Genomic DNA, 23,096 nt, shown 5'->3' on the forward strand with positions numbered 1-23,096 from the left:
CCATGTTACAAGTAAATTCCCTTTCGTTCGCTTATGATAAAAAGCCGGTACTTACCAATATCAACATTAAGGTAGACCAAGGAGAACATATTTCCATTGTTGGAGAAAGCGGTTGTGGCAAAAGCACCCTGCTCAAAATTATTTACGGTCTATTGCAGCCACGTGAAGGCGAAATATTTTGGGGTGAAAAGCAGGTAATGGGCCCAGATTTTAATCTGGTACCTGGAGAGTCCTACATGAAATACCTTTCCCAGGATTTTGATTTAATGCCCTTCACCACAGTGGCCGAAAACGTAAGTCAGTTTTTATCTGTTTTTTATCCAGAGGAATTAAAGGCCAGGACAATGGAATTGTTGGAAATGATAGATATGGTGTCCTTTGCCAAGGTAAAGGTTAAGAATCTGAGTGGGGGACAACAACAGCGGGTAGCCTTGGCCAGGGTTCTGGCACAAAAACCGGAATTGCTTTTATTGGATGAACCCTTTGGACATATAGACAATTTTAGAAAGAATCAACTTAGAAGAAATCTCTTTGATTATTTAAAAAAAGAGGGTATTAGCTGTATCACTGCTACCCATGACCATCAAGATATTTTACCCTATGCCAATAGGATCATTGTCCTTAAGGATCAGACCATAATGGCCAATGCCAATACCAGAGACCTATATAACAACCCAAAAAGTATATACACCGCTACCCTATTTGGCGAAGCCAACCTAATACCCATAAATATTATAAAATCTTATGGGGATTTGGAAAGGGAAATTATTGTTTATGCCCATGAATTTAGGGTTTCGAACAAAAAAGGAATACCGGTAACGGTAGAAAAATGTTATTTTATGGGCAGTCATTTTTTGGTTGAAGCCATGTCCGGGGAAAAAAAAATACGCTTCAATTCCGAGGAAGCGCTAACCCCCGGCAAAAAAGTATTCCTAAATATTGCCTTGGAAACCATAAGCCAACGTTTAAAACCATAATAAAATATTGAATAGGGAAGGCATCATACAAGAACTAAAATTTAAAGCGGTGCGGAGCAGTGGTGCCGGTGGTCAGCATGTAAACAAGGTGTCCTCCAAAGTTGAATTGACCTTTGATCTAGAAAACTCCATGGCCTTGACCGATATTGAAAAAAACCGACTTCTCAGGAAACTATCGACCAAGATAAGTAAGGAAAACATACTAATAATGCAATGTGAGGAAACCAGGAGCCAGCACAAAAACAAAGAACTGGTCATTAAAAAATTCCTTGATACCCTCGAAGCCAGTTTAACGGTCCCAAAAAGAAGAAGAAAGACCAAACCCAGTAGGTCGGCCATTGAAAAGCGGTTAAAGAGCAAAAAAAAGGCTGCACTTAAAAAAGTAAACCGAAGTAAGCCAAAATTAGATTAATAATCCGGAAATTACCTAAATCTTCCCTTCCCCAAAAACGGCAACCGCACGAACAGGAGATCCGGTACCACCTCGGATTTTCAAAGGCAATGCAATAAATCTAAAGCGTCCCCGACCAATTAAGAGCTGTAAATTGATCATATTTTCATAGTGGGTAAAGCCCATCTTCCCACAAACATGATGTACTTCCCTATTGGATTTCCCAGGAATTCCTGGAGACATCATTTCAACCCCAAAAGCGGAAATTCCCTGTTCTCCCAGCCAAAGCGCCGAAGCAGCACTAAGTCCCGGTCCGCGCCCCCAGTCCGCACTACCGTAGGTCCTTCTATAGTGGTCTGTGTAGATCAGGACCGTATCTCCATTTTTAATAGTCATATTGCCGTTGGAACAAGCCGATACCAAATCTGTCGGCTCTATTAATTCCATTAGCCCTTTGTGGGACAAGTCCAAACAAATTCCCTCTGTATAGAACATAGAGAGCGGCATAGTGTCTATGGACTGCCCCCTAAATTCCCTTGCCATATGGCTTAGGGAATCCACATGGGTTCCAGAATGTTCGCTCATCTCCAATTTGTAGACACTTGGAGATACCGTATTGCTATCCGTAATTCCGTCCCATTCTTCATGGGAGGCATACATCTCCATCCTCACTTCAGGAAGGCTTTTATATACGGGCATCCCTGAAAATATTTCTTGGCTTAGATCAATAATTTCTACCATAATAAGAAATCATACCTTTTAAATTAAATACTTTATACAGCGGCATTAAAAACTACTCGATCTGCCGTATTACAATTTTTCTAGAATTAAAAACAACCATATCCCCCACCGCTTTCCCCAATAGCAGTTTTCCTATAGGTGTATTGGGTGCAATGGCATAATATGATACTCCTTCCAACTTCAATTCCCCTGCGCTGATTCCCATATAATAATTTTGTTGGTCGGTAAGCACTAAACTGCCCAATCCCACTTGTGAAGAACTTGATTGTAGCGGAATCTTTTTAAACAACTCCTGTAACAACTGTGCTTCCGCCAACTGATTGCCCAATTTTTCGCGTTCCAATTGAATCATGGCCCTTCCAGTCTCATGTTTGTCCCCAGCACTACTTTTGGTCTCGGAGGTCAACGCTTCCTGTAGGGAATCGATATTACTATTAATGCGCATCAACCTATTCTCTATAAATGATTTACAAAACTCGTATAACCGTTGTTTTACCGAAGAATCCATTCAGAATATTATTATTAAATTTCAATGGCATTATAACTTTAAACCTACTTTACCAAATTAGCCAATTCCCTACCTACCAAACTACCAATGGCAATTCCCATACCGCCCATCCTTACCCCACAGAACACATTATTGGCAAGTTGCTTAACAATAGGTTTTTTCTGATTTCCCATCCCCATAATTCCACTCCAGCGTAAATCTATCCCAAAGGGGGTATCGGGCAAAATAATAGTACGCAGAATATCCTCCAGCCTGTTCTGGATCAAAGTGGTCTCGCCAAAGGAGCTGGTTTCCTCCCCTTTAAAATCGAGATTTCGCCCTCCTCCCAATAGTATTCGATTCTCTATGTTCCTAAAATAATAGTAGCCTTCATCCAAATGAAAAGTACCCTTTAAGGAAAGGTTTTCAATAGGTTTGGTGATCAACACCTGAGCTCGGGCAGGCTTCACCGTTTCCCCGATTAATTGGGAAGCAAAACCATTGGTGGCAATAAACAGTTTGTTGGTCTTAAACTCGAATTGATCGGTTTTAACAACAACATGATCCATATTCTCTTGGTAGCCATCCACGGCAATAGCATTCAGAATGGTCACCCCACTGTTCTGTACCTTGGCCAGTAAGGTTTTCATCATACTACCGGTATTGATCTGGCCTTCGAACGGATTGGTTATATAATTTTTCTGAACCCCCTTAAACTTAAAACTATTGGGATGCATTACATAAGCGTCTGCACCAAATACCGGTTTTAATAGGGAATTAATCTTATTCATTTTATCAAGACAATCCTCATATAGATCCGCCTGTTCCTTTAAAAAAATCTCATGTCCCCCGTTGTTTTGATAATCCATTTGTTCATCGCCAAGGTTCTCCCTTAGCAATTGTATCCCCTCCCAACGCTTTAGAACCAATTGGCGGACTTCCTCCTCGGAATGCTTCTTTAAGTCGGACAAAACCTCTGAAATGCTGCCAAAACAAGCAAATCCTGCATTTTTTGTACTGGCCCCTTGAGGGAGATGACCTCTTTCCAAGATCAATATCTTTGCCTTGGGGAACAGTTTCTTTAAGTATAAGGCACAATTTAACCCTACGATTCCACTGCCAACAATAGTAAAATCTATGTTGGACAACCAGGTTTTATATTCCCAATAACTTAGGTTCATAGTGGGCAGTTGTGTTTTGATCAAAATAACAAAAGAGGAATAAAGGTATTATTAATTTAGATAAGAATAGTGAATGGTGAAAGGTGAAAGGTTCAATCAACAATCCTTTAAACTAAAAAAGCGGATTACACTGTTGGTCGCCCACCAGTATAATCCGCCTCATCCAAGAAATAATTATATTATTAAAATCTGACTATTCCTCTGGTTGTGGTGCCATTACAAATTCTTCCATAAACTTTGTGGTATAGTTCCCGGCCAAGTAATCCGGGTGATCCATAAGTTGTCTATGAAAGGGAATAGTTGTTTTTATGCCTTCAATAACAAACTCATCCAATGCCCGCTTCATTTTATTGATGGCTTCTTCCCTTGTTTGGGCCGTTGTAATAAGCTTGGCGATCATGGAGTCATAGTTGGGCGGAATGGTATAACCACTATAAACGTGGGTATCCAAACGTATCCCATGCCCTCCTGGAGTATGCAATGTAGTTATCTTGCCAGGAGAAGGTCTAAATCCGTTGTAAGGATCCTCCGCATTAATTCTGCATTCAATGGAGTGCAGCTTTGGAAGATAGTTTTTACCAGAAATAGGCACTCCACCAGCTACTAGAATCTGCTCCCGTATAAGATCATAATCTATTACCTGTTCTGTTATGGGATGTTCTACCTGAATCCTGGTATTCATTTCCATAAAATAGAAATTTCGGTGTTTATCTACCAGAAATTCTATAGTACCTGCACCCTCGTATTTAATAAATTCGGCCGCCCTTACTGCAGCTTTCCCCATATCGTCCCTCAACTTGTCCGTCATAAATGGGGAAGGGGTTTCCTCGGTCAACTTTTGATGGCGACGCTGAATAGAGCAGTCCCTTTCTGAAAGGTGACAGGCCTTTCCATACTGGTCACCAACTATCTGTATTTCTATATGGCGAGGTTCCTCGATCAACTTTTCCATGTACATGCCTCCATTACCAAAGGCAGCTGTAGCCTCTTTTACCGCACTGTTAAAGAGTTCCTCCATCTTGTCCTCGGACATAACGGCACGCATCCCTTTACCACCTCCACCTGCAGTAGCTTTGATCATAACTGGATAACCCATTTTCTTGGCCACTTTTTTAGCATCCTCTACATCCTTCAACAAGCCTTCAGAACCTGGCACACAAGGTACACCAGCCTTTTTCATGGTATCTTTGGCAGTGGCCTTATCCCCCATCTTATCTATATGTTCGCCTGTAGCCCCAATAAATTTTATATCGTGCTCGGCGCATATTCTGGAGAACTTGGAGTTTTCGGAAAGAAATCCATATCCCGGGTGTATGGCATCGGCATTGGTAATTTCGGCCGCTGCAATAATATTTGGTATTTTTAGGTAGGATTCGCTACTTGGGGCAGGACCTATGCAAACGGCTTCGTCCGCAAAACGCACATGTAGGCTTTCCTCATCGGCTTTGGAATATACGGCTACCGTTTTTATACCCATTTCCTTACAGGTCCTAATAATACGCAGCGCTATTTCCCCCCTATTTGCAATAAGTATTTTCTTAAACATCTTTTGAAATTTTAAATTTTGTATTCTAAATTTTAAATGATTCGAAATGACCATATTAAATCGTCATCCGACATTTAGCATTTAAAACTTCTTATGATGGATCTACCAAAAATAATGGCTGATCGAATTCTACAGGTGAACTATCATCTACAAGAACTTTCACAATGGTTCCGGATACTTCGGATTCAATATCATTAAATAGTTTCATTGCTTCTATGACGCAAAGCACATCACCTTTTGCTATCGTATCCCCTACCTCAACGAATGATGGTTTATCAGGTGATGGTTTTCTATAAAAAGTTCCAATTATTGGCGATTTTATGGTAATATATTTTGAATTTTCATCAGCTTCCTTTTTTACCTCCACTTCAACAGAAGGAGCACTAGCAGGAGCAGCAGCCATCTGTTGTGGCATATGGCCTGCCATAGGAATTTGTTGTACATAAGTTGGTTCTGCAGTATGACCAGCTGCACCGGTTCGGATGGTGATCTTTATATCTTCCATCTCCAATTTTACTTCACTAGCCCCAGATTTGGCTACAAATTTAATTAAGCTTTGAATTTCTTTAATATCCATAGAGTTCGTATTAGTTTATAGGTTTGCTTCAAATTTAAGAATTGTATGCCCATTTTAAATATATGGAGCCCCAGGTGAAACCACCACCAAAGGCTGCAAAAACCAAATTATCACCTTTTCTAAGCTGGCTTTCATAGTCGCTCAGCAAAAGAGGGAGGGTTGCGGAAGTAGTGTTTCCGTACCGCTGTATATTCATCATTACCTTGGAATCGTCCAACCCCATTCTATTGGAAGTGGCATCGATAATTCTTTTATTGGCCTGATGGGGTACTAACCAATTAACATCATTATGCGACAAATTATTTCGCTCCATTATCTTTGCGGCAGAATCGGCCATATTGGTAACCGCAAATTTAAAGACCGACTTCCCATCCTGATAAATAAAATGTTGTCTATTCTTAACGGTTTCCTCCGAGGCGGGAAGCAGGGAGCCACCAGCGTCCATTTTTAGAAAATTTCTTCCTACACCATCCGATCTTAAATATTCGTCCTGTAGACCTAGACCTTCGTTATTTGGCTCAAAAAGTGCCGCTCCGGCACCATCCCCAAAAATTATACAGGTGGTTCTATCGGTATAGTCTATAATAGAGGACATTTTATCTGCCCCGATAAGCAATACCTTTTTATATCTCCCGGATTCTATATAACTGGCCGCGGTGGACATTCCATATAAAAAACTGGAACATGCAGCCTGCAAATCATAGGCGAAAGCATTAGTTGCCCCAATTTCCGAAGCCACATATGCAGCTGTTGCGGCAACCATCATATCTGGAGTTGCAGTTGCAACAATAATCAATTCGATCTCCTTGGGATCCAATTTCCGTTTTTCCAGAAGTTGTTCCGCAGCTTTTATGGCAAGATATGATGTTCCCAGGCCCTCACCCTTTAGGATTCTCCTTTCCTTGATACCCGTCCTTGTCGTAATCCACTCATCATTGGTATCTACCAAAGTCTCCAAAATCTTATTCGTCATTACAAAGTCTGGTACATAAGACCCTACAGCGGTAATTGCAGCTGTTGTTTTGCTCATCTAAATTTGATTTTTATCAATAAACCTCCAAAAACAATTGAAAATTTGTGAAAATTAATGATTTTATATGACTTTAAGTCCAAAAATACCTTGTTTTTGAAATTTACATCACCTTCATAAAAAAACTCCCACTCTTAAGAAGTGGGAGTCCAAATAATATTGTTCTAGCCTAAATTATGCTACTGCTTCTTCAGTTTTGTCAATCAAAACCTCTCCACGGTAGTATAATTTACCTTCATGCCAATGAGCTCTGTGAAACAAATGCATTTCTCCAGTAGTTGGATCTTGTGCCACTGTAGGAGCTACCGCCTTATAATGCGTTCTTCTCTTGTCTCTTCTGGTTTTGGAAATTTTTCTTTTAGGATGTGCCATTATGAAACTTATTTATCCGTTAATAATTTTTTTAAAGCGTCCCACCTGGGATCAATATCTTCTTTGTTTTCCTTTGTATCTTTTGGTTGGAGTTCTTCCAGCTTGTCCAACACCTCTGATTTTAAGCTGCCGTCCAACACCCCAGGGTGAACCTTTTTAAGAGGTACGGACAACACCAACATCTCATAGACATATTGAGCAATATTGATTTGGTATTCACCGTGTGGAATAATCAATATCTCATCATTGTCGTTGTTATACTCATCACCAAACTTAATCACCAATTCCAAATCGGCCTTTATTTTTTGGTCATAAGGTTCGCTGGTGAGGTCACAATTAACATTTACAGTTCCCCGTGCCTTCATTTCCAACTCCATCATGGTACTCATTTTATTCAAGGTAACGTCCAATTTAATATTCGCACCGTTGAACTCATCATACTCAAAAGACTCAAAGAACTTATTCTCTATGGTGTACTCAAACTCGTGTTTTCCCTGTTTCAGTCCCGAAAAAGGAATAATAAACTCCTTATGCTGCATCATGATCCACACTGGTTTTAACGTACCCGCCGCAATAAAGGCGGGTGCAAAGATACTATTATTTTGTAAAAAGCCAACAAATAGAACGAAATAAATATATTCCGGTAAAATTCACTTAATTCAATGATCCAAAGCCGAGTAGCTTCCTAATATTATGGAAACGCTATCCCTGCCTTTTAAGCTTATGTTTTTTTAAAGGATTCCCTGTTAATTCCTTATATTCCTTTCTATTTTTAAATATATGGAGGGCCATAAATACGGCCTCTTTAAAGGAACTATTGTCCGCAACCCCTTTTCCTGCAATTTCATAGGCCGTTCCATGGTCTGGCGAAGTGCGCACCTTATTAAGGCCTGCGGTAAAGTTTACCCCTTTCCCAAAGGACAACGTTTTAAAAGGTATAAGTCCCTGGTCATGATAGGCCGCCAAAATAGCATCGAAATTCTTGTAATTGTCAGACCCAAAAAAACTATCCGCAGAATAAGGCCCAAAAACCAAATGACCTTTTTCGGACATTTCCTTGATCACCGGCTTCAAAATATCGTCATCTTCTTTTCCAATTACACCATTATCACCGCTGTGCGGATTAATTCCCAAAAGTGCAATTTTTGGTTTCCTAATTCCAAAATCCATCTTTAAGGAGTTGGAAATAGTGGTAATTTTAGAGCGTATCAATCGAGGTGTAATATTGGCTGCAACATCCTTTACCGCTACATGATCGGTAAGCAAACCTACCCTTAAACCATCTGTCACCATAAACATTAAGCTTTCCCCTTCCAATTCCTGGGCCAGATAATCTGTATGTCCCGGAAATTTAAAATCCTCGGCCTGTATGTTGTTCTTATTAATCGGTGCCGTAACCAAAACGTCTACTTCATTATTCTTCAACGCCTCTACTGCGGCCCTTAAGGATTGTATGGCATACTTCCCACTCTCTGGAGTTGGCACCCCAAAACTTACAACCGGGGTTTCCTTCCAAACGTTTACCACGTTTATCTTGCCATCTATTGCCTTGGAGGCATCTTGGATACCATTATAATTTATATCCAGTCCCAACTCCGATTTTTGGTGGGAGATGGTTTTGTTGGATGCAAAAATAACTGGTGTGCAGAAATCCAACATTCGGGAATCTTCAAATGTCTTAAGCACCACTTCGCACCCAATCCCATTTAAATCCCCAATGGATATCCCCAATTTTATATTTCCAGTTTCCTGCATTTTGTCTTTTCGTTTAATAGGAAATAAACCCCTAAATTTACAACACAAAACTACTTAATTAAAACGAGACATGTTTACTGGGATTATTGAAACTTTGGGAGAAGTAAAAAAATTGGAAAAAGAGGGAGGCAATCTTCATATTACCTTAAGATCTAAGATTACCCAAGAACTAAAAATAGACCAAAGTGTTGCACATAATGGCGTATGTCTTACAGTCGTAAAAATTGCCGATGACCAGTATACCGTAACTGCCATAGAGGAAACCTTGGAAAAAACCAATTTAAACGATCTTAATGAAGGAGATCTTGTAAACTTGGAACGTGCCATGGTGCTTGGAGCCCGGTTGGACGGGCATATTGTACAGGGCCATGTAGACCAAACAGGGGAATGTATCGATATTAAAGAAAAGGATGGTAGTTGGTTTTTTACCTTTAGCTATGATCCAAAGCAAAATAACGTTACCATAGAAAAAGGATCCATAACCATAGACGGAACCAGTTTAACGGTCGTGGATTCCCAAAAAAACAGTTTTAGTGTAGCCATAATCCCCTACACTTATGAACATACCCGTTTTGGAAGTTACATTATAGGAACACGGGTTAACCTGGAGTTTGACGTAATTGGTAAGTACGTTTCCAGATTATTGGAGATCAGAGGTTAATAATGCTGTAATTGTTTTTTGGAATTTCCCGTCTACCAAGACCGATTATTATAAAAATTGTGCTAATTTAAACAACTAGAACACTATAGGGTTTAAAACTTATGCTTTATATAATCATTGGAACTGGGCTTCTATTTATAGCCATGGCGTTCCTCATAACGGAAAACAATTCGAAATACCTCCTTTCTGGCTACAACACCTTGAGTGAATCCGAAAGAACAAAGGTGGATATAAAATCGTACATCCCCTATTTTAAAAAGTTCCACCTGTTTTTGGGAGTTAGCTTTATTGCCATAGGCCTCTTATTGCACTTTGCCATTGGGGAAAGCGCAAGCGGAATTTTTATAGGTGTTTATCCCATTCTTGCCTATATCTATTTCATGAGGGAAAGCAATAAATACTGGAAAGGATCCAGTAACCAATGGAATAAAATTGGTCTTTATGTTCTTGTGGCAACCTTAATTCTTGTAGTTGGGCTCCTAGCCATGGGTTTTAAGGAAAACAAAGTAATTATATCTACCAATAATATTGAATTTCAGGGCAGTTATGGGGAAATCCTAAATGCATCGGAAATACAATCGGTAGCCCTAGTAGACCATTTACCTAAAATAACATCAAAAACCAATGGATTTGCCATGGGAAGCATCAAAAAGGGGTATTTTAAAACCAACAAAGGGGAGAACGTGAAATTGATATTGAACTCGGAAAGCAAAGCATACCTCCTTTTTACGAAAACGAATGGAGATAAAATTTACTTCTCGGCCAAGGAAAAACCTAGTCTTGATCTCTATAATGAGCTTAAAAATGTCTACCCAGAACGACTTGAATAGTAGAAGTATCGCATCCGTGGTTCCTGATTAAACATTTCCCGCGTGATAATATCCCTATTTACCGCACCATCTGATTTTCAAGAATCGTTATACTTACAGGGTTTGAATTTTTATTGATGTAGTTTACGAACAATTATATTAATTTATAAAGTAGTGTTTTTTTTCTTTCAATTTAGGGTGAAGGGCGGCCTTTAGACTGGTTGCACCTCCGAACTAAAAAGAGTCCCAAATGCCATTTTCCATGTTTTTAATGAAGGGTGGTCAGGATTATATGGGATTAAATTTAGAAAAAAATATTGTCCGATGCCTATAAGGACAAGGAAACCAATCCGTTTATTATATAGGTATAGAAACCGATCAAAATAGACTTTACGTGTACAGCACTACCATTTCTGCAGATTTTTAAGGAAGGGACAGCATGGCCCTTCAATATTCCAAATTTATTTTAGAAGAATTGAATCCCTTCTTGGGCAAGGAATTTAAGGTTTCCCCTCCTGTACGCAACAGGGGTATAGTGGCTTTCCCTTAAAAGGCTTTTCCGCATTTGACATTGTATTCAATTGCTCCAATTTTTTTTGGTAAAGTAGGGTTTTTTGCGATTCCCTTTGGTAGCTATGGAGGTTAGGAGCAGGGTTACTTTGGACATGATCAAAAGTTTAAGGCAGCGAATGCCTCTGCAATACTTTTTTCAGTGCGGTCCGGAGGAAAAAACCAATGACCGAAACAACAATGGCGTTATAGATGTAATAGATGTCACCCTGTATCTAATTCATGAACTGCAGTTAAAAGGATATTCCTATCCCGGGGACATTTGCTATAAAGAAATTGAAGGAGGAAAGTATGATTTATCCACTTGGGGCACGGCCCTACCACAATTTATTAAATGGGCGTTCCTAAAGGACGGTATTAGACCTTTATAAATATGTTTTTTCTGTAAAGAATATACCCCAGGAACACATATATAGAGACCAATGAGAGCCCATACAACAATGAAGAGGTTTCCATTGCCAAAAAATCCTGTACATAAACAGTATTAAAAAGCCAGCCCTTTAGGGAGGTGTCCCCATCTACCTTTACCAAACCCATAATCTTACTGATAAAACTGGAAAGAAAATACAGGACAATGGCATTTGCCCCCGCATATTTAAATATACTGCCAAACTTAATTCCCTTTACATCTGAAAAATAATATATCAGGCCCAAAATAATATTGGCCCAACCAGCCGTTACCATTACAAAACTACTACTCCACAGCGCCTTGTTAATGGGGAAAAACAGACCCCAAACATAACCTACGACCAACATCAAAAATCCCATTCCAATAAGCAGTATTTCCTTTTTAGCTCTTTTGGAGCGTAAAATAAGACCTGTAAAAATTCCCAGTAATGCTGAAGCTATAGAAGGCAAAGTACTTAACAAACCTTCCGGATCATAATCTGCCTTATAGCTGTGGGTTCCAAATACAAGGACATCCAAATAATTGGCCAAATTGTTGGGTGCACGCTCAAAGGTAGGCGCCATACCGTTGACCGGCACAAAGCCCATTAACAACCAATACCCAATCAAAAGAAAAGCACAAATACCAACCAGTGTTTTCCAATTGAAATTGATAAATAAAATTGAGGCAAAGAAAAACACTACACCAATACGCTGTAGCACCCCTGGAAATCGAATGTTTTCAAAATCCTTAAAGAAGGGAAAGTGAATGGTAAAAGCCCCCAAGAAAAGACCCAAGCCTATTAATTTCAAGGCCCTTATGGCGATTTTTTTATAGGTAGTGGCATCCACTGGTTTGTGCTGATACGCAAAAACAATGGAACAGCCCACGATAAACAAGAAAAAGGGAAACACAAGATCTGTTGGGGTATATCCGTGCCAGGGAGCATGTAAAAAAGGAGCGTATACATGGGACCAGGTACCGGGATTATTTACCAAAATCATAAGGACAATGGTGAGTCCCCTAAAGATATCTACGGAAACTATTCTGTTCTGTATATTCATTCCTAGTTTTGTGCCTGCTTACTTTTTATAAGACCTTCACCTACAGAATATGATCCTTCATCTTATTCCAAGCCCGGGCCAACAAAAGTCCGGAAACTATGGCGACTGCTGTTAAGATTAGTGCACTGGTGGTTTTTCCATAAATCCAATACCCAGTAGCAAACATACAGGAGTAGATCAGCACACAACCTAGCAACATGGCAGTGATACCGGCAGGAACACTCCATTTTTCTTTGGTGTTCACAATCTCTACATTTTCATCTTTGGCCTCCTTGATCACTTTGGACCAACCTGGTCCACCCGGCTGAATTTTTTTGTAAAAATCCTGCAATACCTGTTTCGATTCTGGCTGGGTCATATAGGTTGCGGTCAACCAAATAACCGTAGTAACCACAACCACAAAGGGATATTCCGCCCAATCCGGGAATACACCGGTTTCAGCAGCAAACAAGAAAGGTCCCACAGCTGTTAATTTTAAGATAATAGAGACAATTCCCGAAGCAAACATGGCAGTTATCTCACTCCATGCGTTGATGCGCCACCAGAACCATCTCAAAATAAAGATCAGACCGGTTCCCGCGCCAAATACCAAGAGTACTTCAAACAACTGCAAGGCATTCTGCAAAAGCAAAGCCAAGGCCGCACTGAATACCATTAGCACCACCGTGGACAATCTACCAACGGCCACCAATCTTTTTTCGGAAGCATTTGGGTTTATCTGTTGTTTGTAAAAGTCATAAACTATATAGGAAGATCCCCAATTTAATTGGGTAGAAATGGTACTCATATAAGCTGCAATAAGGGAAGCCAATACCAATCCCAATAACCCACTTGGCAATTTGGTCAACATAGCTGAATAAGCCAAATCATGACCTAATTTATCTACCGCAACATTGGGGAAGGCCTCATGTATACTGGCAATGTCAGGGTATACCACCAAGGATGCCAAGGCTACCAAAATCCATGGCCATGGACGCAAGGCATAGTGCATAATGTTAAAAAAGAAAGTAGCACCTATGGCATGATTTTCATTTTTGGCCGCCAACATACGCTGGGCAATATAGCCACCTCCACCTGGTTCCGCTCCTGGATACCAAGAACTCCACCATTGAACTGCCAGAGGGATTATAAATAGGGTAATTAAGGCATTGGTATTGCTAAAGTCGGGCACAATGGCAAGTTTATCCGCAACATGTTCATTGGCCATCAATGCCGTTATACCGCCAACTTCAGGAATATTTACCAAATAGTAGGCCGCTCCAATAGCACCGCCCATAGCTACAAAGAACAGTAGAAAATCTGTATAAACCACTCCTTTAAATCCACCCAGGGCACTGAAGGTCACGGTAATCAATCCAGCACTCACCACGGTTACCCATGGTTCCAATCCCAACATAATACCACCTATCTTAATTGCTGCCAAGGTAACGGCAGACATGGTAATTACATTAAATATAACGCCTAAATAAACGGCCCTGAATTTTCTTAAAAAGCTTGCCGGTTTACCGCCATAGCGCAGTTCATAAAATTCCAAATCCGTATTTACATTGGATTTTCTCCAAAGTTTGGCGTATACAAAAACGGTAAGTAAACCTGTCAATAGAAAAGCCCACCAAACCCAGTTTCCGGAAACTCCGTTGGTACGAACAATATCCGTCACCAAATTGGGTGTATCGGTAGAAAAGGTAGTGGCCACCATAGAGAGGCCCAACAGCCACCAAGGCATGGTTCTACCCGAAAGAAAATATTCCGAAGAACTGGCCCCGGATTTCTTGGATACATAAATTCCGATAAATAAAACAATTGAGAAAAAAACGACAATAAAACTGTAATCGAGGGTACTTAATTCCATCAGTTTGGCTTAGGTTTGAGAATTAAGATCTAAAGATAAATTTTTTTGGGATACTTTTGCCCTTTGTTCGCCAAATGTAACGTATGATACTCTTAACAACACCAGATTTAACCATAACGGCATGGGTACTTGCCTTAACTGCCGCATTTGTGATAGGAATTTCGAAAGCTGGGATTAAGGGAATCGCTATAATCAATGTTACTTTAATGGCATTGGCCTTCGGGGCCAAGGAATCGACGGGATTGATAGTACCCCTACTTGTTGTAGGCGATGCCTTTGCCGTGATTTATTACAACAGACATGCCCAGTGGAAGTATATAGTTGCCTTTTTGCCTTGGATGATCCTTGGCATACTCATTGGCACGGCCGTAGGAAAGGATTTGCCGGAAACCACATTTAAGATCAGCATGTCCGTTATAATTTTGGGAACGGTTATAATGATGTACTGGTGGGACAGAAAAAAATCCAAAAACGTACCTACCCATTGGGCATTTGCCGGATTTATCGGAACCATGGCGGGTATTACTACCATGATAGGCAATTTGGCCGGAGCCTTTTCCAACATTTATTTTTTGGCCATGAGGCTGCCAAAGAACGAATTTATAGGCACTGCGGCTTGGCTGTTCTTTATAGTGAATATTTTTAAACTGCCCTTTCATATTTTTATATGGAAGACCATTACTCCTGAGACCCTAATAATTAATCTAAAATTGGTTCCTGGGATTGTTTTGGGATTAATTGTTGGCGTGCGCTTGGTAAAAATTATAAAAGAACAATTCTATCGTAAGATGATTTTGATCCTTACCGCTATTGGGGCCTTCCTAATTCTTTTCAGATAATAAAAAAAAGCTGGTGCAATGCACCAGCTCTTCAACTAGACTAACTCAAACTAATACTAACTCAAACTTTTCGAGACAAAAATCGTATTAATAACCCGTCCAGAGGTTAACTAAACTTCAAGCTAACATTACCAAAAATAAAAGCTTCGATACATTACGAAAAGCCGCACCTTCAAACCCTTGGACACCAGAGGTATATTTTATCCATTTCCTGATAATTATCATATTCTAAGAACTCATTTCGCCTAAAATTTGTCGATTCATATTTGGACTATACCATGACTAGGTAATTATCCCATGAACGGATAACCCTTAGGGTCCAACAACAATTGAGAAAATGAAAAAACATAGCTTTCATATACCGGTTATGGGAATTGGGTTCACCATAGACACCCCCCTAAAAGTATCCCACCTAGGAATAGATTCGGTCATTTCTTTGGTTGATGACATCTTGATTGAAAAATTAAGGAAAATGTACTGTGAAAAATTTGAACTTCCCTACCAGGAAATTTCAGATAAATTTGAGGATTTTAGAGCCAAAAGAATTACCAGTTATCTCAACTTGATCAATGATGTGGCACACAAAAAATTTGAGGAATTGATTAATTCTGCCCATAACACCGGTAAAGAAATAAAGGAATACTTAAGTCTCCTGCCAAATGCTTCCCATCTAAAGGAAGAATTTGAAAAACTTACTATAAACGATCTCAAATCTACCGAAATTAAAAAATATTTAAAGGAGAATTTGTCCATGGGCAGCATCGACGTCAATATTATGACCAAAGTGGACAAGGACAATTATACAAAAAATGACAAATTGCCCACTGAATTTAATGATGCCCATGCCGCCTTACGCGGATATGCCATGAGCGAACTAAATTCCTCCGTGATTCTCTCTGCCGGAATGAATCCCCGATTATATAGTTATTTAGAAAATTTTGATGACTTTTTCCCCGATGAAAACGGCAATATTAAAAAGAAAATAGTTTTAAAGGTCAGCGATTATAGGTCTGCATTGATCCAAGGCAAATTTTTGGCCAAGAAAGGAATTTGGGTGTCAGAGTACAGAATAGAATCTGGGCTAAATTGTGGCGGACATGCCTTTGCTACAGATGGTTATTTAATGGGACCTATTATGGCCGAGTTTAGGGACAATAGACAGACCTATATCAATGAAATACACGAAATTTTAATTCCGGCACTTGCCAACAAGGGTCGCGAGGTACCCAAACTAAATCTATCCTTAAAAATTACTGCCCAGGGAGGTGTTGGTACTGCTGAGGAACACCAATTTCTTATGGACCATTACAAAGTGGATTCCGTGGGTTGGGGGACCCCATTTCTCTTGGTTCCAGAGGCTACTACCGTAGATAAGGCCACTTTGGAGCAATTGGTAGCCGCAAGAGAAGAGGATTTGTACCTGAGCGATATATCCCCATTAGGAGTGCCATTCCACAACCTTCGTGGAAACACCAAGGATATGGAAAAACAAAAAAACATAGATAAGGATCGGCCAGGAAGCTCCTGTCCAAAAAAATTCGTGGCCTTGAACAAGGATTATTCGGAAAAAGGGCTATGTACCGCCTCAAGGCAATACCAACATTTAAAAATTAAGGAACTGGATGGCCAAGATTTAACAGAAAAGGAATATACCGGAAGATTGAATAAAATAACAGAGAAATCATGTACCTGTGTAGGTTTAGGCACCTCTGCCTTATTGGCCTATGGGCTGGATACTAAAACAGAAGGCAGTGGAGTTTCTATCTGCCCCGGACCCAATATGGCCTATTATTCCAAAATAATGACCTTAAAGGAAATGGTAGACCACATTTACGGGCGTGGCAATGTTATTGAGAGAACCGATAGACCCCATATGTTTCTTAAGGAACTTGGAATTTACTTGGAGTATCTGAAAAATAAAATTGAGGAATCCAGGGAATCCATGAATAAAAAACAGGAAAAATACCTATTGACCTTTACCCATAATTTAAATGAGGGCATCGTCTATTACCAACAATTATTTGGCAGCCTTAAAGGACAATTTGGAAACGTAAAGGAATCTGTTCTAACAGAATTAACACAAGGATTAAAAACACTGGAAGGTTTTAAAATGGAGATAGAAACGCTTTCTTTATCGGAGGTGTAACTAGGAAGACTTAATATTGGGAATTGAATAAAAGTTGTCAATTACATTCTTTTAAATAGTTACCAAGTAAGGCAGAATACCTAGAAGTTTATTGTAGGGAACTGGATCCAAAAAATGTTGGTTTTACAAATGTGTTTAAAAGATCGTCCATTTGTAAACATTCCGATTATTTATTTTCTTTAATTACTGTATTATAAACTGTTTTTAAAGATCCAGTTATTGCTATAAACGAAATTCCAACTATTGAACGATAATCCTTAAAAACATTTTCTGGATATAGATTAGTAAGTGAGATAATGAGAATAAGCAAACTTGATATCCATAATACGGCAATAATTATCAGCGTGATTTTTTTCAAAATTGAATTAGTTAATTGTTTATTAAGTTCCACTTGGAATGGTAATAACTGAACATAATTGTCAGCCGTATACAAATCCTGCTTCAAGTATGAATAAAGTTACAAAAACTATGCAATTATGAATTAATGCAAATACCAATAATTTTTTTCTCCGCGTTGGTGACCTAATTTATCCTTAATTTGAAATTTGATCTAAAAGGATAGTCCTAAAATATCCAGTTTAAACATTAATTAGTCTCAAATGTAGCGGTAGTGGACCAGTCGCTCCAATTTAAATTTTGATCCCTGTAACGGACCCTCCAATAATAGGTAGTATTAGGTTTTAACCTATTGGTATTTTCATCGGTAAGGTCATCATCCTTTTGCCTATTTTCCTTGTAGTACCAATTTTCGAATTGTTTCCAGCTGTCAAAAATTGGCTTTTCAAAGTCGTTGCTCTCTGCAATCTGCCAATGGGAAGCCGCATGGAATGCATTGCTGAAGATGCTATTAAAATCCCCTGCTTTTAGGGTAGTTCCTGTAAAATCAACTGTTTCGTTATTGGGTGAGATAACATTGGGCGCTCCAGGCTTTCTTTCGTTTTTATAAATGACCAGGCTATCCCTAAGTTCGTTTTTGCGCTCCAACTCTTCGTTCCCCTGGCTAATTCTCTTTATCGTAAACTTAGGATCCTCCTGGCTGGCATCAACTTCCACCATCACAAAACCATACTCGTCCTGGGTTACCGTAAATTCATCGTAATCCCTGCCTTCAAATTCCCCCCAATTATCAATGGCCCCTCCTGCAGAGGCAACGTTGATCCATAAGTGCTTATGATCTTTGGACTGACCTCTGGAATAACCGTGGGTATGTCCAAAAAAATGAATACTGGGCTTCCCTGTCTTAGTGGTAAAGGCTTCCAGAAGCGCTACCACCTTTCCTGTAAAATCCTCTTCTCCGGGAATCCAAAGTTCCGATTTGTGGGGATGGTGCAATTGAGCAAAAACAAAATCTACCTCATCGTTCTGTGCAGTTTCATCCAATAGCTTTTGCAACCACTCATACTGATCCCTACTGTTATTATAGCCATCGTTGGAATTGAGCCCTATAATCCTGGTATTGCCATAGTCCTTAAACCACCAGTGTTCCGCATAGGCTGGCGTACCGTTTTCTGGAAGACTGAAATACTTAAAATAAAATACCGAATTTTTTTCGTGGTTCCCCAATACGGGGTAGACCGGCACCTCCGCAAATAATTTTTCGGCGGGATTAAAAAAATGGTCTTTCCACTGGTAATATTTGGTACCATTCTCCACCAGATCTCCAGGTATCATCACCATGGCCAAATTATTGGGAAGTTTGCCCCCAAACTCCTTTTCCAAGTATTGCAATATGCCATCATTGACTACTTCGGAAAACTTATTGGGATTATTATGGTCAATTTGCATATCGCTCATAGCCACAATTTTAAAGGACTCATGGTCACTGGCAAAGGGTGGGGTTTTAAATTGGAATATGTCCGACACTATCTTTCCCGTCTTCACACGGTAGTAGTATTCCGTAAAACGTTTTAATCCTTCCAATTTAACTTCGTGAATTCTAGATTCACTAAAATTGATATCATAGGCTATACCCTTGGTCTTTTTACCCAGTTTTGGCGTCAATCCCCATTCCACAATACTTTCCTCCCCCACCGAAGTTTCCCACATAATCTTTATGGAATTGGGCTCTGCATCCTGGAGATAGGGTTGAATTAAAATCCCTCCCGTCACATTTTGGGCACCTCCTACCAAATGCAATGCCAAGGCAAAAACCATTACTACTTTAATCCTAATTTTCATTTTTTAATCTATGTATTTTTAACTAAGAATGTACAATGGCCAAACTTTCATCCAGAATATGAAGGGCCGAATCCAATTCCTTTCTACTTATGGTTAATGCCGGTGATAATTGAAGTACATTGCCTGCGGAAACCTTATAACTAAGGCCCCTCTTTAGGCATTCGTACATGACCACTTCGGCCTCATTGATAGCTTTTTCCTTTGTTTTTTTATCCAATACCAATTCCACTCCCCATAGTAAACCCATACCCCTAACATCACCTATTAAAGGATATTTCAACTGTAAGGCTGCCAGGGAAGTTCTAAGGTATTCCTCATCTTCCTTGACCTTGTCCAATATTTTTTCATTTTCCAAAAAGGCAATGGTACCAAGCCCTGCTACGGCGCCTAACGGACTCTTTTCATGGGTGTAGTGCCCAAGGGAGATATCCCCAAATTTGTTGTATTCATCCCTGGTAATTATTGCGGCCTGCGGAAAGATACCGCCCCCTAATCCCTTGCCTATACACAATATATCCGGTTCAATATCATAATGTTCAAAAACGAACATTTTACCGGTTCTACCCAAGGCTATCGGAATTTCATCCAAAATCAACAATACCCCGTATTTGTTGCAAAGTTGCCTTGCTTTCTTCCAAAATGTTTTGGAGGGCAATTGTACATCCGTATTCCGGATGGTTTCGGCAATAAATGCTCCAATATCACCTTCCTTGGAAAACACATATTCCAAATATTCCAAACATTTATCCTCATTGTCCTCAAATATTCCGCGGTAGGTTACTGGCGGTGGAATGCGCTCTACTCCAGGCATTAAAGGTCCCATAGATTCCCTAAAAACGGCTTCCCCACCTACGCTAATGGCATCCAAGGAGGCCCCGTGAAATGAATCCCAAAAGGAAACCACCTTAAATTTGCCCGTAACTGCCCTAGCCAATTTTAAGGCTATCCCTATAGAAGAGCTCCCATTTGGTGTAAGAAGAACCCTATTCAGGTCGGATGGCATCAAAGAGGCCAGTTTTTCGGCAAAATCAATGGCAGGAATGTTGGTATAACGTCTTGGGGAAAAAGGCAAAACCTTTAATTGTTCAATAATCTTTTCTATCAATTCCGGATTGGCGTAGCCTACTTGGTGAACATTATTGCCATGGAAATCCAGGTATTTCTTTCCTGATATGTTCTCAATATAGGGTCCCTCACAACTTTGCAAAACATCCAGACAAGGAGTGGACATGGACTGATGCAGAAAATATCTGGCATCCCTTTCCAAAATTTCCTTGGTCTCTTCGCTTATCTGTGAGTCCATCCAGGCAGCACGTGCCGGAGTAAAATTAATATCTCCTTCGGTCTTTTTGTTCTGGGCATTGAGGCTTAAACTATCTTGCTTCATAAGGTACATATATTGCTATTATAAATCGTTTGGGAGGAACCACAAGAGTTGAATACCGGGCTTCATTGTAAATCCTCTTCCCAACACTACAAATTACTTTAATATTGATGTAGGCAGCACTTGTTTTGGAATGGTCTTTGTTTTATAGTCCACATTTAACCATCCACTGCCACCCCCATTAAACCATATTACCTCTAAAGGATAGGTCCCTGGTTTTAATGAAATACTACCATTCTTTTCAATGACACCATGGTCCCCGTCATTGTCCACTACCAATTCATTATTTACCCATAATTTACTGCCATCGTCAGAATTGGTATAAAAGGTAAATCTATCCTCGTTTTCAACCTGAAGGTTGGTCCTAAATCTTACCAATGTATTACTCTTAATTTCTTCCTTTACCTCATCTGAGGTAATTTCAAAACAAGTTCCCTTGGCATCCGGTCTTTTATTTTCCAAACTAGGAATGCTGGTCAAGTTTTCCAAATAAAATACCTCATACGAAATGGGTGCGGTCATTGACTTATTTTTTACCCTAAAAAAAGCCTCCGAAACGGTACTGACTATTTTCCCCTTATTAAAAATAGCGCTTTTAACAACCCCATTTTCGGAAGTGGTCACTGCTTTTGTATATAGTGTAGAATTGGCATTGGGCATGGAACCGTCCATGGTGTACCTTATTTCTCCTGAATTGTTCAAGTTTTCCATAACAATAGTCGCAGATTCATCAAATAATCCTCCGGCCCTTTTGTTCAATTCCGCTGCAGGTAATATAACAGGTCCCTTTACCCTTTCAGTTGTTGGATAGTCATCATTAAGATCAAAACCTACAAAGGCATTTTTTACAGGTCTGCCAATCCAAGCCATAGGTGTTTTTATACCCAAAGCGAAAGCGACAGTGGCTGCATTGTCGTACTGATAAACCGGATATTTTAGTAAATGGTTCTTCTTGACCGATTTTCCCCATAGGATAAAGGGAATTTCTATTTCCTCTAAGGACTCCCCTCCATGACCTTTTCCCAGACCACCATGATCTGCGCTTATGATAACCAATGTTTCATCGGCCATTCCAGATGCCTTGATAGCTGCCATGACTTCAGCCAGCATGGCGTCCGCCTTTTCCACGGATTTATAGTATTCCGGAGTCCCATGACCGTATTCGTGCCCGCCGTGATCCACATGATCAAAATGGATAAAGGTAAAGGTTGGTTTTTTCTCCTTGATATAGGCAGCGGCCAAAGCTGCAGCTTCGTCCTCCGACTCTGGATTTATATCATAGTCCACCGCACCTTTTTCAAACAACCTGCCAAATCCCGACCAATGATATATAGCTCCTATTTCCGCACTTTCCTTTTGGTCATCTATCAATTGAAAGATGCTTGGAAAAAGAAAATCCTCACTCTGGGTAATCGTGGGCAATACAAAATTGTCTTTCTCCCAGCTGTTGGAAGTAATCCCATGCTGCTCAGGACCCGCACCCATAATCATGGAAGCCCAATTAGTACTGGAACTTGTAGGCAGCACCGCTCTGGCATGCATGCTGTAGGCCCCTTCACTTATTACCTTATCGAAGGTTGGTGTTATTGCATTTTGCAATCCATTGGGACTCAATCCGTCAAAACCAATAACCACCACATGCTTAACAATGGGGGTATTATCATGCCCGTTTTCGGCACAGGACCAAAATGACCCGAGAATAATCATAAATACAATTGTCTTAAGCAATAGCTCTCTAGTGAAAACTTTTTGTAGAATGCCCGAATTAGCCGAAAACAAGGTGTTTTTAAGTACAAAATTGGCTGTGTTCATTTAGATTGGTTTTAATTTTTGATTAATGAAGAAGTGCAAATATCATGTGACTAAGTTAAGTTAAAAAGTTAATAATATTAAATTTTTGTAACTATAACTATAATTTATATGTAAAAGTTTAGAATTGCCGACACCGTACAACGCCTATTATCTCTTCGCATACTTGCAGCTACTTAATTAAATAAAAAGGCAAGGCCATAGCAGAAGTTTGCTATGGCCTTGGGCAAATTATATATGGGCTTAGGTTTTGTATAGCTAATTGTTACTCGTTACATCCCACCATAACCTGGTGTTAAGGTCGTCTCCTCCCATACGGGTAACGGCCTGCTGATAATT

21 protein-coding genes are annotated in these 23,096 nt (G+C 39.8%); 7 read left to right on the plus strand and 14 right to left on the minus strand.

Features of this window, described 5'->3' with window-relative positions; genetic code table 11:
- Positions 1-2: 2 nt before the first annotated feature.
- Entirely contained in the window at positions 3-977 is a 975-nt protein-coding gene (locus tag B9Y87_RS11825; RefSeq protein WP_085499209.1) for an ABC transporter ATP-binding protein, read from the plus strand.
- 7 nt (positions 978-984) lie between these two features.
- The gene (gene arfB / locus B9Y87_RS11830; RefSeq protein ID WP_085499210.1) at positions 985-1,389 is read left to right on the plus strand and encodes an alternative ribosome rescue aminoacyl-tRNA hydrolase ArfB; all 405 of its coding nucleotides are present in this window, start codon (positions 985-987) and stop codon (positions 1,387-1,389) included.
- A 15-nt stretch (positions 1,390-1,404) separates the two neighbouring features.
- Here the strand turns inward: arfB and B9Y87_RS11835 are convergent, their stop codons facing one another.
- The 9 genes from B9Y87_RS11835 to pdxA form a co-directional block, all read right to left on the minus strand.
- Positions 1,405-2,109, minus strand: a complete 705-nt coding sequence (locus B9Y87_RS11835; RefSeq protein WP_085499211.1) for a cyclase family protein — start codon at positions 2,107-2,109, stop codon at positions 1,405-1,407.
- Between the two features lie 52 nt (positions 2,110-2,161).
- Complete coding sequence (locus tag B9Y87_RS11840) at positions 2,162-2,617, minus strand: 3-oxoacyl-ACP synthase (RefSeq protein WP_085499212.1); 456 nt, start codon at positions 2,615-2,617, stop codon at positions 2,162-2,164.
- A gap of 44 nt (positions 2,618-2,661) precedes the next feature.
- The gene (locus B9Y87_RS11845; protein ID WP_085499213.1) at positions 2,662-3,777 is read right to left on the minus strand and encodes an NAD(P)/FAD-dependent oxidoreductase; all 1,116 of its coding nucleotides are present in this window, start codon (positions 3,775-3,777) and stop codon (positions 2,662-2,664) included.
- Between the two features lie 193 nt (positions 3,778-3,970).
- The gene (accC, locus tag B9Y87_RS11850) at positions 3,971-5,323 is read right to left on the minus strand and encodes an acetyl-CoA carboxylase biotin carboxylase subunit (protein ID WP_085499259.1); all 1,353 of its coding nucleotides are present in this window, start codon (positions 5,321-5,323) and stop codon (positions 3,971-3,973) included.
- 91 nt (positions 5,324-5,414) lie between these two features.
- Positions 5,415-5,900 carry an acetyl-CoA carboxylase biotin carboxyl carrier protein gene (gene accB, locus B9Y87_RS11855; protein WP_085499214.1) on the minus strand — a complete coding sequence of 162 codons (486 nt, stop codon included), beginning with the start codon at positions 5,898-5,900 and terminating at the stop codon, positions 5,415-5,417.
- A gap of 34 nt (positions 5,901-5,934) precedes the next feature.
- Positions 5,935-6,930 carry a beta-ketoacyl-ACP synthase III gene (locus B9Y87_RS11860; RefSeq protein ID WP_085499215.1) on the minus strand — a complete coding sequence of 332 codons (996 nt, stop codon included), beginning with the start codon at positions 6,928-6,930 and terminating at the stop codon, positions 5,935-5,937.
- Between the two features lie 174 nt (positions 6,931-7,104).
- Complete coding sequence (rpmF, locus tag B9Y87_RS11865; protein WP_031445940.1) at positions 7,105-7,302, minus strand: 50S ribosomal protein L32; 198 nt, start codon at positions 7,300-7,302, stop codon at positions 7,105-7,107.
- Positions 7,303-7,310: 8 nt separating this feature from the next.
- Positions 7,311-7,844, minus strand: a complete 534-nt coding sequence (locus B9Y87_RS11870) for a YceD family protein (protein ID WP_085499216.1) — start codon at positions 7,842-7,844, stop codon at positions 7,311-7,313.
- A 160-nt stretch (positions 7,845-8,004) separates the two neighbouring features.
- On the minus strand, positions 8,005-9,057 hold the full coding sequence (pdxA, locus tag B9Y87_RS11875; RefSeq protein ID WP_085499217.1) for a 4-hydroxythreonine-4-phosphate dehydrogenase PdxA: 1,053 nt from the start codon (positions 9,055-9,057) through the stop codon (positions 8,005-8,007).
- A gap of 70 nt (positions 9,058-9,127) precedes the next feature.
- On the opposite strand from pdxA, the gene B9Y87_RS11880 reads away from it, so the two are divergent.
- The 3 genes from B9Y87_RS11880 (at position 9,128) to B9Y87_RS11890 (ending at position 11,468) form a co-directional block, all read left to right on the plus strand.
- The gene (locus B9Y87_RS11880) at positions 9,128-9,718 is read left to right on the plus strand and encodes a riboflavin synthase (protein WP_085499218.1); all 591 of its coding nucleotides are present in this window, start codon (positions 9,128-9,130) and stop codon (positions 9,716-9,718) included.
- Between the two features lie 101 nt (positions 9,719-9,819).
- Positions 9,820-10,548, plus strand: a complete 729-nt coding sequence (locus tag B9Y87_RS11885) for a DUF3784 domain-containing protein (protein ID WP_085499219.1) — start codon at positions 9,820-9,822, stop codon at positions 10,546-10,548.
- A gap of 593 nt (positions 10,549-11,141) precedes the next feature.
- Positions 11,142-11,468: an alpha/beta hydrolase gene (locus B9Y87_RS11890; RefSeq protein WP_139827214.1), complete on the plus strand. Its 327-nt coding sequence runs from the start codon at positions 11,142-11,144 to the stop codon at positions 11,466-11,468.
- On the opposite strand, the gene B9Y87_RS11895 is transcribed toward B9Y87_RS11890, so the two are convergent.
- Complete coding sequence (locus B9Y87_RS11895) at positions 11,455-12,549, minus strand: acyltransferase family protein (protein ID WP_085499221.1); 1,095 nt, start codon at positions 12,547-12,549, stop codon at positions 11,455-11,457. The two genes, B9Y87_RS11890 and B9Y87_RS11895, sit on opposite strands and share 14 nt — an antisense overlap.
- Before the next feature lie 40 nt (positions 12,550-12,589).
- Positions 12,590-14,401, minus strand: a complete 1,812-nt coding sequence (locus B9Y87_RS11900; protein ID WP_085499222.1) for a sodium:solute symporter family protein — start codon at positions 14,399-14,401, stop codon at positions 12,590-12,592.
- A gap of 83 nt (positions 14,402-14,484) precedes the next feature.
- Between B9Y87_RS11900 and B9Y87_RS11905 the strand changes: the two genes are divergently transcribed.
- Entirely contained in the window at positions 14,485-15,240 is a 756-nt protein-coding gene (locus B9Y87_RS11905) for a sulfite exporter TauE/SafE family protein (RefSeq protein WP_085499223.1), read from the plus strand.
- A 337-nt stretch (positions 15,241-15,577) separates the two neighbouring features.
- The gene (locus B9Y87_RS11910) at positions 15,578-17,386 is read left to right on the plus strand and encodes a hypothetical protein (protein WP_085499224.1); all 1,809 of its coding nucleotides are present in this window, start codon (positions 15,578-15,580) and stop codon (positions 17,384-17,386) included.
- A gap of 585 nt (positions 17,387-17,971) precedes the next feature.
- Here B9Y87_RS11910 and B9Y87_RS11920 read toward each other — a convergent pair.
- From B9Y87_RS11920 to B9Y87_RS11930, 3 genes are all read right to left on the minus strand, one after another.
- Entirely contained in the window at positions 17,972-19,564 is a 1,593-nt protein-coding gene (locus B9Y87_RS11920; RefSeq protein ID WP_085499226.1) for a fibronectin type III domain-containing protein, read from the minus strand.
- Between the two features lie 22 nt (positions 19,565-19,586).
- A complete protein-coding gene (gene pbfA, locus B9Y87_RS11925; protein WP_085499227.1) occupies positions 19,587-20,951 on the minus strand; it encodes a (R)-1-hydroxy-2-aminoethylphosphonate ammonia-lyase in 1,365 nt (454 codons plus the stop codon).
- Between the two features lie 93 nt (positions 20,952-21,044).
- Positions 21,045-22,760, minus strand: coding sequence for an alkaline phosphatase family protein (locus B9Y87_RS11930; RefSeq protein WP_085499228.1), 1,716 nt, complete (start codon positions 22,758-22,760; stop codon positions 21,045-21,047).
- Positions 22,761-23,096: the final 336 nt, after the last annotated feature.

The sequence above is a fragment of the Arenibacter troitsensis genome (assembly GCF_900177645.1).
In the GTDB taxonomy this organism is placed as follows: Bacteria; Bacteroidota; Bacteroidia; order Flavobacteriales; family Flavobacteriaceae; genus Arenibacter; species Arenibacter troitsensis.

Excerpts from the sequence above, each read along its gene's own strand:
- B9Y87_RS11825 (WP_085499209.1), top strand. The coding sequence starts at position 3 with ATGTTACAAGTAAATTCCCTTTCGTTCGCTTATGATAAAAAGCCGGTA.
- B9Y87_RS11835 (WP_085499211.1), bottom strand. The coding sequence starts at position 2,109 with ATGGTAGAAATTATTGATCTAAGCCAAGAAATATTTTCAGGGATGCCC.
- B9Y87_RS11840 (WP_085499212.1), bottom strand. The coding sequence starts at position 2,617 with ATGGATTCTTCGGTAAAACAACGGTTATACGAGTTTTGTAAATCATTT.
- B9Y87_RS11845 (WP_085499213.1), bottom strand. The coding sequence starts at position 3,777 with ATGAACCTAAGTTATTGGGAATATAAAACCTGGTTGTCCAACATAGAT.
- accC (WP_085499259.1), bottom strand. The coding sequence starts at position 5,323 with ATGTTTAAGAAAATACTTATTGCAAATAGGGGGGAAATAGCGCTGCGT.
- accB (WP_085499214.1), bottom strand. The coding sequence starts at position 5,900 with ATGGATATTAAAGAAATTCAAAGCTTAATTAAATTTGTAGCCAAATCT.
- B9Y87_RS11860 (WP_085499215.1), bottom strand. The coding sequence starts at position 6,930 with ATGAGCAAAACAACAGCTGCAATTACCGCTGTAGGGTCTTATGTACCA.
- rpmF (WP_031445940.1), bottom strand. The coding sequence starts at position 7,302 with ATGGCACATCCTAAAAGAAAAATTTCCAAAACCAGAAGAGACAAGAGA.
- B9Y87_RS11870 (WP_085499216.1), bottom strand. The coding sequence starts at position 7,844 with ATGATGCAGCATAAGGAGTTTATTATTCCTTTTTCGGGACTGAAACAG.
- pdxA (WP_085499217.1), bottom strand. The coding sequence starts at position 9,057 with ATGCAGGAAACTGGAAATATAAAATTGGGGATATCCATTGGGGATTTA.
- B9Y87_RS11880 (WP_085499218.1), top strand. The coding sequence starts at position 9,128 with ATGTTTACTGGGATTATTGAAACTTTGGGAGAAGTAAAAAAATTGGAA.
- B9Y87_RS11885 (WP_085499219.1), top strand. The coding sequence starts at position 9,820 with ATGCTTTATATAATCATTGGAACTGGGCTTCTATTTATAGCCATGGCG.
- B9Y87_RS11895 (WP_085499221.1), bottom strand. The coding sequence starts at position 12,549 with ATGAATATACAGAACAGAATAGTTTCCGTAGATATCTTTAGGGGACTC.
- B9Y87_RS11900 (WP_085499222.1), bottom strand. The coding sequence starts at position 14,401 with ATGGAATTAAGTACCCTCGATTACAGTTTTATTGTCGTTTTTTTCTCA.
- B9Y87_RS11905 (WP_085499223.1), top strand. The coding sequence starts at position 14,485 with ATGATACTCTTAACAACACCAGATTTAACCATAACGGCATGGGTACTT.
- B9Y87_RS11910 (WP_085499224.1), top strand. The coding sequence starts at position 15,578 with ATGAAAAAACATAGCTTTCATATACCGGTTATGGGAATTGGGTTCACC.
- B9Y87_RS11920 (WP_085499226.1), bottom strand. The coding sequence starts at position 19,564 with ATGAAAATTAGGATTAAAGTAGTAATGGTTTTTGCCTTGGCATTGCAT.
- pbfA (WP_085499227.1), bottom strand. The coding sequence starts at position 20,951 with ATGAAGCAAGATAGTTTAAGCCTCAATGCCCAGAACAAAAAGACCGAA.
- B9Y87_RS11930 (WP_085499228.1), bottom strand. The coding sequence starts at position 22,760 with ATGAACACAGCCAATTTTGTACTTAAAAACACCTTGTTTTCGGCTAAT.